The sequence below is a fragment of the Pseudomonas sp. HLMP genome, from assembly GCF_046365545.1.
Classification (GTDB): Bacteria; Pseudomonadota; Gammaproteobacteria; order Pseudomonadales; family Pseudomonadaceae; genus Aquipseudomonas; species Aquipseudomonas guariconensis_B.
Genome location: NZ_JBDLLR010000001.1, coordinates 1,577,070 through 1,589,827 on the forward strand (window position 1 = coordinate 1,577,070; position 12,758 = coordinate 1,589,827).

General features: G+C 66.8%; 15 protein-coding genes. 8 read left to right on the plus strand and 7 right to left on the minus strand.

The window, feature by feature from the left end:
* Positions 1 to 96 precede the first annotated feature (96 nt).
* The 4 genes from ABFA30_RS07460 to ABFA30_RS07475 all read right to left on the minus strand — a co-directional run bounded on the left by ABFA30_RS07460 (position 97) and on the right by ABFA30_RS07475 (position 2,080).
* Positions 97 to 438: a HopJ type III effector protein gene (locus tag ABFA30_RS07460; RefSeq protein WP_410045294.1), complete on the minus strand. Its 342-nt coding sequence runs from the start codon at positions 436 to 438 to the stop codon at positions 97 to 99.
* On the minus strand, positions 431 to 727 hold the full coding sequence (locus ABFA30_RS07465; RefSeq protein WP_225789491.1) for a DUF1244 domain-containing protein: 297 nt from the start codon (positions 725 to 727) through the stop codon (positions 431 to 433). The genes ABFA30_RS07460 and ABFA30_RS07465 overlap by 8 nt, the downstream gene beginning before the upstream one ends.
* A gap of 9 nt (positions 728 to 736) precedes the next feature.
* On the minus strand, positions 737 to 1,429 hold the full coding sequence (gene folM / locus ABFA30_RS07470; RefSeq protein WP_225789490.1) for a dihydromonapterin reductase: 693 nt from the start codon (positions 1,427 to 1,429) through the stop codon (positions 737 to 739).
* A 78-nt stretch (positions 1,430 to 1,507) separates the two neighbouring features.
* Positions 1,508 to 2,080: an antibiotic biosynthesis monooxygenase gene (locus ABFA30_RS07475; protein WP_253079972.1), complete on the minus strand. Its 573-nt coding sequence runs from the start codon at positions 2,078 to 2,080 to the stop codon at positions 1,508 to 1,510.
* Between the two features lie 217 nt (positions 2,081 to 2,297).
* On the opposite strand from ABFA30_RS07475, the gene ABFA30_RS07480 reads away from it, so the two are divergent.
* Positions 2,298 to 3,239 (plus strand): MerR family transcriptional regulator, encoded by a 942-nt coding sequence (locus tag ABFA30_RS07480; RefSeq protein WP_410045295.1) that lies wholly within the window; start codon positions 2,298 to 2,300, stop codon positions 3,237 to 3,239.
* Here the strand turns inward: ABFA30_RS07480 and ABFA30_RS07485 are convergent.
* Positions 3,224 to 3,841 carry a hypothetical protein gene (locus ABFA30_RS07485; protein ID WP_225789487.1) on the minus strand — a complete coding sequence of 206 codons (618 nt, stop codon included), beginning with the start codon at positions 3,839 to 3,841 and terminating at the stop codon, positions 3,224 to 3,226. The genes ABFA30_RS07480 and ABFA30_RS07485 overlap by 16 nt on opposite strands.
* A 217-nt stretch (positions 3,842 to 4,058) precedes the next feature.
* Between ABFA30_RS07485 and ABFA30_RS07490 the strand changes: the two genes are divergently transcribed.
* Positions 4,059 to 4,514, plus strand: coding sequence for a flavodoxin (locus ABFA30_RS07490; RefSeq protein ID WP_253079970.1), 456 nt, complete (start codon positions 4,059 to 4,061; stop codon positions 4,512 to 4,514).
* A gap of 31 nt (positions 4,515 to 4,545) precedes the next feature.
* Here ABFA30_RS07490 and ABFA30_RS07495 read toward each other — a convergent pair whose 3' ends face one another.
* Positions 4,546 to 5,436: a LysR family transcriptional regulator gene (locus tag ABFA30_RS07495; RefSeq protein ID WP_225789485.1), complete on the minus strand. Its 891-nt coding sequence runs from the start codon at positions 5,434 to 5,436 to the stop codon at positions 4,546 to 4,548.
* 99 nt (positions 5,437 to 5,535) lie between these two features.
* On the opposite strand from ABFA30_RS07495, the gene ABFA30_RS07500 reads away from it, so the two are divergent.
* From ABFA30_RS07500 to ABFA30_RS07515, 4 genes are all read left to right on the plus strand, one after another.
* Complete coding sequence (locus ABFA30_RS07500) at positions 5,536 to 5,922, plus strand: CidA/LrgA family protein (protein WP_225789484.1); 387 nt, start codon at positions 5,536 to 5,538, stop codon at positions 5,920 to 5,922.
* Positions 5,912 to 6,598 carry an LrgB family protein gene (locus tag ABFA30_RS07505; protein ID WP_225789483.1) on the plus strand — a complete coding sequence of 229 codons (687 nt, stop codon included), beginning with the start codon at positions 5,912 to 5,914 and terminating at the stop codon, positions 6,596 to 6,598. Before ABFA30_RS07500 ends, ABFA30_RS07505 begins: the two co-directional genes overlap by 11 nt.
* Positions 6,599 to 6,774: 176 nt before the next feature.
* Entirely contained in the window at positions 6,775 to 7,680 is a 906-nt protein-coding gene (locus tag ABFA30_RS07510; protein ID WP_410045296.1) for an alpha/beta fold hydrolase, read from the plus strand.
* A 140-nt stretch (positions 7,681 to 7,820) separates the two neighbouring features.
* Positions 7,821 to 8,735, plus strand: a complete 915-nt coding sequence (locus tag ABFA30_RS07515) for an SDR family oxidoreductase (protein ID WP_410045297.1) — start codon at positions 7,821 to 7,823, stop codon at positions 8,733 to 8,735.
* Positions 8,736 to 9,171: 436 nt separating this feature from the next.
* Here ABFA30_RS07515 and ABFA30_RS07520 read toward each other — a convergent pair whose 3' ends face one another.
* Complete coding sequence (locus tag ABFA30_RS07520) at positions 9,172 to 9,954, minus strand: IclR family transcriptional regulator (protein WP_410045298.1); 783 nt, start codon at positions 9,952 to 9,954, stop codon at positions 9,172 to 9,174.
* Between the two features lie 197 nt (positions 9,955 to 10,151).
* Between ABFA30_RS07520 and hmgA the strand changes: the two genes are divergently transcribed.
* Both hmgA and fahA read left to right on the plus strand, forming a co-directional pair.
* The gene (gene hmgA / locus ABFA30_RS07525) at positions 10,152 to 11,453 is read left to right on the plus strand and encodes a homogentisate 1,2-dioxygenase (protein ID WP_225789479.1); all 1,302 of its coding nucleotides are present in this window, start codon (positions 10,152 to 10,154) and stop codon (positions 11,451 to 11,453) included.
* Between the two features lie 3 nt (positions 11,454 to 11,456).
* Positions 11,457 to 12,749 (plus strand): fumarylacetoacetase, encoded by a 1,293-nt coding sequence (gene fahA, locus ABFA30_RS07530; protein ID WP_225789478.1) that lies wholly within the window; start codon positions 11,457 to 11,459, stop codon positions 12,747 to 12,749.
* The last annotated feature ends 9 nt before the right edge of the window (positions 12,750 to 12,758 follow it).

A 12,758-nucleotide genomic window follows, 5' to 3' on the forward strand; every position in this document is an offset into this window, starting at 1 on the left:
CATAAATGATGTGGCTTGCGAGGCCATGTGGGGCTTGCCGGCGATGGGGCGCGAAGCGGCCGGCCGGCATTGGGCCATACCCTCCGCTCGCAGTCGTCAGGCCAGCCGCGTGAGCGGCTGCTGCGCGAACTTCACGCTTGCCAGCCCATGCGCCATCAGCGCGCGGATGTTGGCATGGTCGCTGCCCTCGGGGGTGGCCAGCACGCTGCGGTAGTGCTCGCCGAAGGCCAGCAGCGCTTCCTGGTCGCTCAGGCCTTCGAGCAGGGCCAGGCCCAGGGTCTTGCACGAGCCTTCGTTCTGCCCGGCGGCGTTCTCGACGCCACCGTTGACGAAGGCCTGGGGCTGGTAGCTGTAGTTCGCGGCAATGAACGCCAGGGTGTCGGCGAAGGCGTGTTCGCCGCTGGCGAGGCTGTCGCGCAGGGTGTTCAGATCAGTCACGTGGCTTTCCTTTTTCGAACGCCGCCTGTTGTTCGGCGCTGGCTTCTTTCTGGTACTGGGCTTTCCACTCGGCATAGGGCATGCCGTAGACCACTTCCCGGGCATCATCCAGGCTCAGGTCGATCTGCCGCTCGTCGGCGGCGGCCTTGTACCACTTGGACAGGCAGTTGCGGCAGAAGCCGGAAAGGTTCATCAGGTCGATGTTCTGCACGTCGGTGCGTTGGCGCAGGTGTTCGACCAGGCGCCGGAAGGCGGCGGCTTCGAGTTCGAGCTGTTGTTGGGGCGTCATGGGCTTCTCTCAGGTCATGCGGTTCTTCAGGTGGCGGCCACCATTGATGACCACCTGGCTGCCGGTGCTGTACTGGCTCTGGAGCAGGAACATCACCGCCTCGATCAAGGGGCGTGCACCGGGCTCGAATTCCAGCAGGGCCTTCTTCAGGGTCTGCTGGCGGTAGGCCTCGTCGCCGCCCTCCTTGAGGATCAGCAGGCCTGGCAGGATACCGTTCACGCGCACCTTCGGCGCGTATTTTTCGGCGAACGACAGCACCATGTTCTGCAGGGCGGCCTTGGTCGCGGCATAGCCGATATGGCTCTTGCTGCCGCGCGAGGAGGTTTCGTCGCAGATGTGGATGATGTCGGCCTTGTCCACCTTGGCCAGCAACTCGCCCAGGGCCAGGTTGAGATGGTAGGGCGCCTCGACGTGCAGGCGGAACATGGTCTCGAGGTTGTCCAGGCCGTCGTCCAGCCACAGCGAGGCGTTGTGGATGATTGCGCGCAGGCCGTCATAGTGGCCGTGCAGGTGGTCGATCAGCGCCTGGCGGTCGGCTTCCCGGCAGAGGTCGGCCTGGAACTGGAGGATGTTCGGGTGCGGGGACTGCGGCTGGAGGCTACGGCTGGCACTGACCACCGTATGGCCGGCCTGTGCCAGTTCGAGGGCCAGGGCCAGCCCGACGCGCTGGCTGGCTCCGGTGACGAGGATTGGGCTGTTCATGTTCGGGGCAATCAACTTGTCTGTCCTTGCATGGATGCCCCAGCATACCCGAACTGTTTCCCTTTGTATGACCTGGCCTCAGCGGCTGCGCAGTCCGCGCGCCGCCTGTGTGGCGGATGCCGGGGCTGCGTTCAGCCAGCCGGCCAGCAGGCGGGTCGAGAGTGGGATGAACAGGTACACCATCACCGGCGTCAGGCCCAGGGTACTGAGCAGGACCCGTGGCACCAGGTCCAGCGGCGCCAGCCAGTGCCCGAACAGCACGTTGAACAGCAGCGAGACCGGGAAGAACGCCAGCCAGATGGCCACGGCCTGCTTCCAGCGTGGCGGTTTGTGCACCAGATGGGTGCCGAACCAGTCGTCCAGGCCGGTCACGCGCCGCTCTTCGGGGCGCTCGAACAGGCCGTTGCCACGCTGCAGCCAGGCGCGACGGGAGGCGGAGTGCTCCCAGGCATGCAGGGTCTGTTCGTCGGTGAAGCGGAAGACGATCTGGAACTCGTCGCCGTCGGCGGGTGGGGCGAGGATGCCCGAGCCCAGGTAGCCGGGAAAGTCGGTGGCCAGTTGTTCGCCTTCGTGGAGCCAGGCCAGCAGCTCCTGGTAACGGCCATGGGCGGCGCGGCGCGACACCATCAGGGTGACGGGTGGGGTAGACATCGTGTATCTCCTGGCGACGGGGCTGGCGGGTAGCTGGCCCCTTGGCTTGCGTGGCCCGGGGTGATGGGCGACACAGGCGTGATGCAAGAATCGGGCACGGATTATCGCGGATTTTTCGTGACCGGTCAGTGCCGGCTGGCAGGCGGTCGCGCTGACCCTGCGTGGCCTCCCGTCGTAGAATGCCCCTCAGACACACATGACAGGGTTGCCAGCGCAGATGAACGAAGAGGTAGCGGCCTTGGCCAATGGCGCGGGCCTGGAACCCCAGGCGCGGGTGCCGATTCGCGAAGTTTCCCGGCAGACCGGCGTCAACCCGGTGACCCTGCGGGCGTGGGAGCGCCGCTATGGGCTGATTCGGCCGACGCGGACCCGTAGTGGGCACCGCCTTTATTCCCAGGCCGACATCGACACCATCCGCAGCATCCTGGGCTGGCTGGCGCGTGGTGTGGCGGTGAGCAAGGTCGGCAGCATCCTGGCCCGCGACCAGGCGCTGGCCCAGGATGCGTGTGCCGCCGCCCATGCCGACGACCTGGCGCGCTGGCGGGTGCAGGTGCACGCGGCGGCGCAGCGCTTCGACGGTGGCGGCCTGGACCGGCTGTTCGACCGGGTATTCGCCGGCCTTGCCCTGGACCAGGTCTTCGGCGAGGTGTTCATGCCGGTATGGCAGTCACTGCGCACGGGCCATGGGAGTTTCGGCCAGGCCAGCGCCTGGTTGTTTCTCGACCAGTTCCTGCGTGGCCGGGTGCTGCTGCGCCTGCAACTGGCTCGCGAGCCGCGTGGCAGCCGCGTGGTGCTGGCGCCTTTGCCGGGGCAATGCCATGAACTAGAGCTGCTGGTGGCAGGCTTGCTGTTGGGCTACGACGAAGTGAGCGTGACGCTGCTGCCCCTGGGGCAGCCACTGGAGGAACTGGCGCTGGTCTGCGAACGCTTGGCGCCCGATGCGCTGGTACTGTTCGCCAACCACCAGCCGACCGTGGAGTTGGGCAAGCGTCTGGCGCGTCTGGCGCCAGGGCTGGGCTGCCCGTTGTTGTTGGCGGGGGAGACGGCGGAGCTTGCCCAGGGCAACCTGGCGGGGAGCGCCATGGCCTGCCTGGGCGCCGAGGGTGGCCTGATGCGCAGGCGCTTGCGGCAGTACCTGGGCGGTCAGCCGGCGACCTGAGCGTGCAGCTCCGGGTGGGCCTGGCGATGGGCCTGGAGGATGTATTCGCGCAGGCGCTCGATCTCTTGCGCTGGGCTGCGGCTGAGGTCGTAGGCGGCCAGGTCCGGGCCGATGCGGCGGCGCAGTACGCCATGCAGGCCGATGGCTGGGATGCCTTCGGGAGCGAAGTGCAGGTCGAAGCGCGCAGGCGCTTCTGGCAGGTCGCGCACTTGCACCAGTACACCTTTGAAGGAAATCTCCCGGACCCACAGGCCGCTGCCTGCGCCGTGCGCGTCGAGCAGCGCGGCCGGCTCTTCCAGCGACAGGCGCCAGGGGCGCAGCATGGGGCCGTCCTCGTAGATCTCCGGTGAGCCCAACTGCAGGTGCAGGGCGTGGAATTCGTCTTCCACCAGTTGCAGGGGAAAGCTGATCTGCTGGTTGTTGAACTGCGCCTGGAGCGTGACCTGCTCGTTGGCCACCAGGCGGGTGAGCAACTGCTGGAGCCGATGGTCGCCATTGACCAGCAGGCCCGACATGGGGTCGGCCAGGTTCAACTGGGGCGAATGCTGCATGTTCTGGATGAAGTCCAGTTCGTCCTGGGTCAGGAGGGCGTCTGCTTGCATGGTCGAACTCGAAGGTGGCGGTTTCTTCAACGTCATGGACAGCACGCAAGGCGCTTCGTTCAGAAGCGTTGGTCAGATTTCCGACGGCCAACCTGGGCCGGTGCTGATGCATGCCCGGGCCCTTGGGTGGGAAGGAGACTTTGGTGGGAGGCGGCCTTTTGCCACTGTCGGATGCTAGTATCCTACGTTTTCACTCAGTTTCGGAATCCTCTGCCCGATGAAAGTCGCCATTATTTCTGGTTCGGTGTACGGCACCGCCGATGAAGTCGCCCGTCACGCCGAGTCCCTGCTCAAGGCTGCCGGCCTGCAGGCCTGGCACGCTGCCCGCGCCACCTTGCAGGACCTGCAGGGTTTCGCCCCCGACGCCTTCCTGGCCGTGACCTCGACCACGGGCATGGGTGAGCTGCCCGACAGCATCATCCCGTTGTTCAGCAGCATTCGCGACACCCTGCCTGCCGAGTGGCGTGGGCTGCCGGGCGCGGTGATCGGGTTGGGCGATTCGAGCTATGGCGATACCTACTGTGGCGGTGGCGAGCAGATGCGCGAGCTGTTCGCCGAGCTGGGGCTGCGTGAAGTACTGCCGATGCTGCGCCTGGATGCCAGCGAGACCGTGACCCCGGAGACCGATGCCGAGCCGTGGATCGCCGAGTTCGTGGCGGCGCTGCAAGGCTGAGCCTTCTTGGGGGCTGGTACTGGCCCCCGTATCATCCACCTGGCGCCGGCCGCTCGCGCAGCAGTTGCAACCAGGCCTGCGCTGCCCGTGACAGGTAGGCCCCGCGCCGCCAGATGAAGGCAATGTCCCAACGCAGGGCTGCCGGCGCCAGCAGCGGCAAGCGCACCACGCCGGGCCGCTCCAGCGCCCGCGCCACCACCCTGGGCAACAACACCACGCCCTGGCCCGCCGCGACCAGCGCGGCGAGGAAGTCCGCCTGGCCGCTGCGTCCACCTTCCTTCGGGGTGAATCCCATCTGCTGGCAGGCGCCCAGCAGGCGGTCATTGAGCACGAAGCTGCGCTGGTACAAGAGAAACGGCGTGTCCGCCAACTGGCGCAGTTCGACCTGTGGCAAACCCGCCAGGGCATGCCCGGCCGGCAACAGGGCATCCAGCGGTTCGTTGCAAAAGGGCTGGTACTCGAAGGCCGGATCGCTCGGCGTCAGGCTGCCGCCCAGCTCCAGCTCGCCGCTGGCGACCGCCTGCTCCACGGTGCGGCTACCCCCTTCGAGCAACTGGATGTCGATGTTCGGATGACGCCGCCGGTACTCGGCGAACAACCCCGCGAACAGCGCGTCGCTGCCCAGCAGCGGCAGCCCCAGGCGCAGCTCGCCCCGGGCCATCTGGTCGAGGTCGTCGAGCTCGCCCAGCAACGCCTGGCGCTGGCGCAGCAGGGCTTCGCCACGTTCGAGGACGATGCGCCCGGCAGCCGTCAGGTGCAGCTGCGAGCCCTGGCGCTCCAAGAGCGGCTGGCCGAGGTCCTGCTCGAGCTGGGCAACCTGCTTGCTCACCGCAGATTGGCTGATGTGCAGGGTCTGGGCGGCCTGGGTGAAGCCCCCTCGATGCACCACTTCGATGAAACTGCGCAGCTGTTTGAATTCCATGTGTAGAATTCCATTATGGAATGGCGATCAGTCTAACAATTCGCTTCTGGCCTAGGCAGGTGAAAACTTAAAATGAGCGCCTGTCGAGGACTCCGTACCATGAAACCCCTGTCGTTGAAAAAATGCCTGCGCCTGCTCGCCGAGCTGGCGATCCTGCTTGCCCTGTTCCTGCTTGGCGGCCAGCTCGCCGTCTGGCTGGGGTGGCCGATTCCCGGGGGGGTGATGGGGCTGGCGCTGCTGTTGCTGCTGTTCGCCTGCGGTGTGGTGAAGCCGGCCATGCTGCAGCTGGGGGCCGGCTGGCTGATGGCAGAGATGCTGCTGTTCTTCATCCCGGCGCTGATGAGCCTGCTCGACTACGGCAACCTGCTGCGCAACGAGGGCTGGCGCATCCTGCTGGTGATCGCCGTGAGTACCTTGCTGGTGATGGTGGTCACGGCCGTGACCGTCGAGCTGGTGTGCCGCTGGAGGCTGCGCCATGAGCCTTGAACCCATGCCGTTGTTCTGGTTGGCGCTGACCCTGCTGGCCTACCTGGGCAGCCGTTGGCTGTACCGGCGCAGCGGGCGCTACCTGCTGTCGCCGCTGATCCTGGTGCCGGCCCTGTTGCTGGCGGTGGCTGTGCCGCTGCACACCGCCTATGCCGAATACGCGCGCAACACCCACTGGCTGATGAGCGTGCTGGGCCCGGTGACGGTGGCCTTCGCCGTGCCGATCTGGCAACAGCGGGCTTTGCTGGCACGGCATTGGCCGGCGCTGCTGGTGGGCATGCTGGCCGGTAGCGGCGCTTCGATCGCCAGTTCCTGGGGCTTGGCGCACCTGCTGGCGCTGGACGAGTCGGTCAGCCTGTCGCTGCTGCCGCGTTCGATCACCACGCCGTTCGCCATGCCGCTGGCCCGTGACCTCGGTGGCGTGCCGGAGCTGACCGCCGTGTTCGTCATGTTCACCGGCGTGCTCGGTGCAGTGTTCGGCGGCATCCTGCTGCGCTGGCTGCCCCTGCGCACGCCCTTGGCCCGTGGCGCGCTGTTCGGTGTCGGCGCCCATGGCGCGGGTGTCAGCCGGGCCCAGGAGGTAGGGGGCGAGGAAGGCTCCGTGGCCGGCCTGGTCATGGTCCTGACCGGCCTGCTCAACCTGTTCGCCGCACCCCTGCTGACGTGGCTGCTCTGACCGTTCATACCGCTGACCCGCAAAGCCAGCAAGCTGGCTGCCAATGCAAGTTTCGCCGCCCCATGCGCTGACTAGACTGAGCCTCGACATAGAGAGCACATGTAAGTGCCGAGGTGACACGCAATGAGCGCAACCCTGCCCTATATCGCCAACACTTATCCACCGGGACAACTCTGATGCCACTGGCTGAAATACCTTTGTGCGTCTGGCGTACCCGAGGCCAAAGTTTTTCCTTCCGGGGCCAGAGCATCCGTTACTGGACAGCAGGGCAAGGAGAGCCACTGCTACTGCTTCACGGTTTCCCCACCGCCAGCTGGGATTGGCACTACCTGTGGGCACCCCTGACCCAGCGCTTCCGTGTGCTGGCCTGCGACATGCTCGGCTTTGGCGATTCGGCCAAGCCGCTTGACCACGACTACAGCCTGATGGAGCAGGCCGACCTGCAACAGGCCCTGCTCGCGCACCTGCGCATCGATCAGCCAGTCCACCTGCTGGCCCACGACTACGGTGGCAGCGTGGCCCAGGAGCTGCTGGCCCGGCACCACGAGCGACGCCTGGAAGTCGCCAGCTGCGCGTTCCTCAACAGCGGCCTGTTCCCCGAGTGCTACCAGGTGCTGCTGCTCCAGAAGCTCTTGCTCAGCCCCTTGGGCTGGTTGGTGGGCCGCAGTTTCGGGCGGGACGACCTGGTGCGCAACGTCAGCCATATCTACGGCCCCTGCACCCATCCCAGCGAAAGTGCCCTGGATGACTACTGGAGCCTGATCGTCTCCAACCGTGGCACGCGCATCCTGCACAAGCTGATCAGCTACCTGCCCGAACGCCGGGTGCATCGCGAGCGCTGGGTCGGTGCGCTGCAGCGCCGGGGCGTGCCGCTGCGCTTCATCAATGGCGTGGTCGACCCGGTCTCCGGCGCGCGGATGGTCGAGCGCTACCGACAACTGGTGCCGGAGCCGGACACCGTGTCGCTGCAGGGTATCGGCCACTACCCGCACACCGAGGCGCCGCTGCAGGTGCTGCGGCATTACCTGGCCTTTCGCGAGCAGCCCCCGACGTGCTTCACGCAGAAAGTCGCCTGGTCCTGAAGGCGGGTCGCACAGATTAGGCGGTGGGCGATCATCGGCCTGTCTTATCGCCCGCCATTCAGCCCCCGTGCGCTTGATTGTCCGCCGTCCGCGGCTGGCGGACACTGCCCGGACCCCAATCCCTGCCTGGAGCCTTGGACATGAGCGAAGCGGTACGACTGCAAGATCGTGTGGTGATCGTCACGGGGGCCGGTGGCGGCCTGGGCAGGGCCCATGCGTTGCTGTTCGCCGCGCGTGGGGCCAAGGTGGTGGTCAACGACCTGGGGGGCTCGACCCACGGCGAAGGCGCCAGCGCCTCGGCGGCCGACCGAGTGGTGGAGGAGATCCGCGCAGCGGGTGGCATGGCGGTGGCCAACCATGACTCGGTCACCGACGGCGCACGCATCGTCGAGCAGGCCCTGGATTGCTTCGGCCGGGTCGATGTGCTGGTGAACAATGCCGGCATCCTGCGCGACAAGACCTTCCACAAGATGGAGGACGGCGATTGGGACCTGGTCTACCGGGTCCATGTGGAGGGGGCCTACAAGGTCACCCACGCCGCCTGGCCACACTTGCGCGAGCAGAACTGGGGGCGGGTGATCTTCACCGCGTCGACCTCCGGCATCTACGGCAACTTCGGCCAGGCCAACTACGGCATGGCCAAGCTGGGCCTGTATGGCCTGACCCGTACCCTGGCCATCGAAGGACGCAGGCACGGCATCCTGGTCAACGCCATCGCCCCCACCGGCGGGACGCGCATGACCGAAGGGTTGATTCCGCCCCAGGTGTTCGAGCGGCTCAAGCCCGAGCTGGTCAGCCCGCTGGTGGTGTACCTGGGCAGCGAGCGCTGCGAGGACAGCGGGCAACTGTTCGAAGTGGGCGGCGGTTGGGTCGGCAAGGTGCGCTGGGAGCGTAGCCTGGGTGTCGGCTTCGATCCTCGGGAAGGCTTTACCCCGGAGCAGGTGGCGGACAACTGGGGACGGATCTGCGATTTCGACGGCTCGGTGCATCCCGAGGACAGCCTGCAAGCGTTGCAGCAAATGATGGCGAACCTGCAGAAGTATCCGCTGGGTTGAGGCCATTGGGGCTGCGCAGCCCATCGCCGGCAAGCCGGCTCCCACAGGGGCCCCGTTGCCCTTTCGGCCTCTGTTCTCCGCGTGCAGGGTAATCCTCCACAGATGTTCCCGGCAGGGCACATGATTTGTGAACGCCGCTGGACCTGTGGGAGCTGGCTTGCCGGCGATGGGCCGCGCAGCGGCCCCGATATTCCTGCAGACATAAAAAAGGCCGCTGCAAACGCAGCGGCCAATCGAGACGTTAGATCAAGGAGCTTCAAAATCAACGTCGGTGAACCTTGCAGGCCCGAAGAACAGGGGGAGAGCCCTTCGTGCCAGCCAGTGAGGTCAGAATAAGCGCTTGATCCCGTAGGAAAAATAGCGACTTCCGACATTCACCTTTACGTTTAGGGTAAAAGTCCTGGCACGAACCGTGCCCCTCACGCGATACGCCGTGTCAGTGCGCTGGCGCGTAGCCCATCCGCCAACTGGCAGCCTGCGTCGCCGCCAGCAAGCGCTGGGCCGCCGGGCCATGTTCGTCGGCATGGAAGATCGACGTCGGGCCGACCACGGTCATCACCGCAGCGATCTGGCCCATGGCATTGAACACCGGTGCCGACAGGGCATCCACGCCCGGCATCAGCAGACCATGCACATGGTGCAGGCCGCGCTCGCGGATCTGCATCAGCAACGGCGCATAGTCGCTGAACGGCTGGTTCAGCGTGGCCAGCTCCCGCTCGCGCAACTCGACAGTTTCGCGCTCCGGCAGGTAGGCGGCGAACACCAGTCCCGTGGAGGAGCTGAGCAGCGGCAGGACCGAGCCGATCTGCGTCACCACCGTCACCGCGCGTACCGCCGGTTCGATGCTCACCACCGTGGCGCCCTGGTTGCCCCACACGGCCACGAAACAGCTCTCGTTGAGCGCGTCGCGCAGTTGCGACAGCGGCAGGGCCGACACCTTCAGCACATCGATGCTCCCCAGCGCAGCCATCCCCACCCGCAGGGCCTCGCGCCCCAGCCCGTAGTGGTTGGTGGCCGGGTCCTGCTCGGCGAAGCCGCTGGCGATCAGCGCCTGCAGGTAGCGGTGCACCTTGCTGGCGGGCATGTCCACATGCTCAGCCAGGCGCGACAGGGAGGTGGACGGCGAGAGTTCGGCAAGGGCCTTGAGAATATCGGTGCCGACTTCCGCCGAGCGAACCTTCTGCTTGCCGTTGTCGGCGGGGGAGCTGGCTTTGGCCATGGGCTTGGGCATCCAGGGAGACAGATGGGCGTCTTTATAGCTTGACGCCATGTGGCAATCAAATTACGTTATTCGTAATCTGATTACGATAAAAACAATGCAGACGCGCTGCCACGCCTGGGTCGATCGCCGGAAAGAGCCGGAACGGGCCAGCAGCCAGCTGCCAGCAACGGCTCCCTGGGAGCCCGGAGGCACCGATGAATCGCGACCATTCCCCTGTTCTTGAATACCTGAGCGGGTTCGGCAACGAATTCGCCAGCGAGGCGTTGCCCGGCGCCCTGCCTGTGGGGCAGAACTCGCCGCAGAAAGCCCCTTATGGCCTGTACGCCGAGCTGCTCTCGGGCACCGCGTTCACCATGCCGCGCAGCGAACTGCGCCGCACCTGGCTGTACCGCATCCGCCCCTCGGCCCTGCACCCGCGCTTCGAGCGCCTGGAGCGCCAGCCACTGGGCAGCCCGCTGGGCGACGTCACCCCCAACCGCCTGCGCTGGAGCCCACAGCCGATCCCGTCCGAGTCCACCGACTTCATCGAGGGCTGGGTGCCCATGGTGGCCAACTCGGCGGCGCAGAAGCCGGCTGGCGTGAGCATCTACATCTACCGCGCCAACCGCTCCATGGAGCGGGTGTTCTTCAACGCCGACGGTGAGCTGCTGCTGGTGCCGGAGCAGGGCCGCCTGCGCATCGCCACCGAGCTGGGCGTGATGGAGGTCGAGCCGCTGGAGATCGCCGTGATCCCGCGCGGCATGAAGTTCCGCGTCGAACTGCTCGACGGCCAGGCCCGTGGCTACATCGCCGAGAACCATGGCGCGCCGCTGCGCATCCCGGATCTGGGGCCGATCGGCAGCAATGGCCTGGCCAACCCGCGTGACTTCCTCACCCCGGTCGCCCACTACGAGGAGGCCGAGGGGCCTGTGCAACTGGTGCAGAAGTTCCTCGGCGAACACTGGGCCTGCGAGCTCCAGCACTCGCCGCTGGACGTGGTGGCATGGCATGGTAGCAACGTGCCCTACAAGTACGACCTGCGCCGTTTCAACACCATCGGCACGGTCAGCTTCGACCACCCGGACCCGTCGATCTTCACTGTGCTGACCTCGCCGACCAGCGTCCACGGCCTGGCCAACATGGATTTCGTGATCTTCCCGCCGCGCTGGATGGTGGCCGAGAACACCTTCCGTCCGCCATGGTTCCACCGCAACCTGATGAACGAGTTCATGGGCCTGATCCACGGCGCCTACGATGCCAAGGCCGAAGGCTTCCTGCCCGGCGGCGCTTCGCTGCATGGCGTGATGAGCGCCCACGGCCCGGATGCCGAGACCTGCGCCAAGGCCATCGCCGCCGACCTGGCGCCGCACAAGATCGACGACACCATGGCGTTCATGTTCGAGACCAGCCAGGTGCTGCGTCCGAGCCGCCATGCCCTGGAGTGCCCGCAACTGCAGGCCGACTACGATAGTTGCTGGGCCACCTTGCCGAGCACCTTCAACCCGAACCGGAGATAACCCATGAACCAGACCGCCATCGCCCGCAGCTGGGTCGAGCACGCCAACGGCCACCGCGACTTCCCGTTGCAGAACCTGCCCCTGGGCATCTTCAGCCGCCCGGGCGAAGCGCTGCGTTGCGGCGTGGCCATCGGCGACGCCATCCTCGACCTGGAGGCGGTACTGGCCGCCGGGCTGTTCGACGGCGAGGCCAAGGCCGCGGTGCAAGCCACCCGTGGCGGCGCGCTGAACGCCTTCTTCGCCCTCGGCCGCCCGGCCCGTGTCGCCCTGCGCGAGCGCCTGCTGGCGCTGCTCGGCGAGCACAGCGAGCACCAGGCGGCGCTGAAAGCGGCGCTGTACCCGGCCAGCGAGTGCCAGATGCACCTGCCGGCCAAGGTCGGCGACTACACCGACTTCTACGTGGGCATCGAGCACGCCAAGAACGTCGGCAAGCTGTTCCGCCCAGACAACCCGCTGCTGCCCAACTACAAGTACGTGCCCATCGGCTACCATGGCCGCGCTTCGACCATCCGCCCCTCCGGCACCGACGTGCGCCGGCCCAAGGGCCAGACGCTGCCGGCCGGGCAGGCCGAGCCGAGCTTCGGCCCTTGCGCGCGCCTGGACTACGAGCTGGAGCTGGGTATCTGGATCGGCCAGGGCAACGCCATGGGCCAGCCCATCCCGGTAGGCGACGCCGCCGAGCACGTGGCCGGCTTCTGCCTGCTCAACGACTGGTCGGCGCGTGACATCCAGGCCTGGGAATACCAGCCGCTGGGCCCATTCCTGTCCAAGAGCTTCATCACCACCGTCTCGCCCTGGGTGGTCACCGCCGAGGCCTTGGAGCCGTTCCGCTGCGCCCAGCCGGCCCGCCCGCAAGGCGACCCGCAGCCACTGTCGTACCTGCTGGACACCCGTGACCAGGCCAACGGCGCCTTCGACATCGAACTGGAAGTGCTGCTGCTCACCGAGCGCATGCGCGAGGAGGGCTTGCCGGCCCATCGCCTGACCCTGAGCAATACCCGCAGCATGTACTGGACCGTGGCGCAGATGGTCGCCCACCACAGCGTCAACGGCTGCCAGTTGCAGCCGGGCGACCTGTTCGGTTCGGGTACCCTGTCTGGCGCGGTGCCTGGCTCCTTCGGCAGCCTGCTGGAGATCACCGAGGGCGGCAAGCACCCGGTGGAGCTGGCCAGCGGCGAGGTGCGCAAGTTCCTCGAGGACGGCGACGAGATCATCCTGCGCGCCCGCTGCACCCGCGACGGCGTGGCCAGCATCGGCTTCGGCGAATGCCGCGGCAAGATCCTGGCGGCCAACTGAGGGGCAGGG

Coding starts and splice junctions, on each gene's coding strand:
- ABFA30_RS07465 (WP_225789491.1), bottom strand. CDS start 727: ATGACGCCCCAACAACAGCTCGAACTCGAAGCCGCCGCCTTCCGGCGC.
- folM (WP_225789490.1), bottom strand. CDS start 1,429: ATGAACAGCCCAATCCTCGTCACCGGAGCCAGCCAGCGCGTCGGGCTG.
- ABFA30_RS07475 (WP_253079972.1), bottom strand. CDS start 2,080: ATGTCTACCCCACCCGTCACCCTGATGGTGTCGCGCCGCGCCGCCCAT.
- ABFA30_RS07480 (WP_410045295.1), top strand. CDS start 2,298: ATGAACGAAGAGGTAGCGGCCTTGGCCAATGGCGCGGGCCTGGAACCC.
- ABFA30_RS07485 (WP_225789487.1), bottom strand. CDS start 3,841: ATGCAAGCAGACGCCCTCCTGACCCAGGACGAACTGGACTTCATCCAG.
- ABFA30_RS07490 (WP_253079970.1), top strand. CDS start 4,059: ATGAAAGTCGCCATTATTTCTGGTTCGGTGTACGGCACCGCCGATGAA.
- ABFA30_RS07495 (WP_225789485.1), bottom strand. CDS start 5,436: ATGGAATTCAAACAGCTGCGCAGTTTCATCGAAGTGGTGCATCGAGGG.
- ABFA30_RS07500 (WP_225789484.1), top strand. CDS start 5,536: ATGAAACCCCTGTCGTTGAAAAAATGCCTGCGCCTGCTCGCCGAGCTG.
- ABFA30_RS07505 (WP_225789483.1), top strand. CDS start 5,912: ATGAGCCTTGAACCCATGCCGTTGTTCTGGTTGGCGCTGACCCTGCTG.
- ABFA30_RS07510 (WP_410045296.1), top strand. CDS start 6,775: ATGCCACTGGCTGAAATACCTTTGTGCGTCTGGCGTACCCGAGGCCAA.
- ABFA30_RS07515 (WP_410045297.1), top strand. CDS start 7,821: ATGAGCGAAGCGGTACGACTGCAAGATCGTGTGGTGATCGTCACGGGG.
- ABFA30_RS07520 (WP_410045298.1), bottom strand. CDS start 9,954: ATGGCCAAAGCCAGCTCCCCCGCCGACAACGGCAAGCAGAAGGTTCGC.
- hmgA (WP_225789479.1), top strand. CDS start 10,152: ATGAATCGCGACCATTCCCCTGTTCTTGAATACCTGAGCGGGTTCGGC.
- fahA (WP_225789478.1), top strand. CDS start 11,457: ATGAACCAGACCGCCATCGCCCGCAGCTGGGTCGAGCACGCCAACGGC.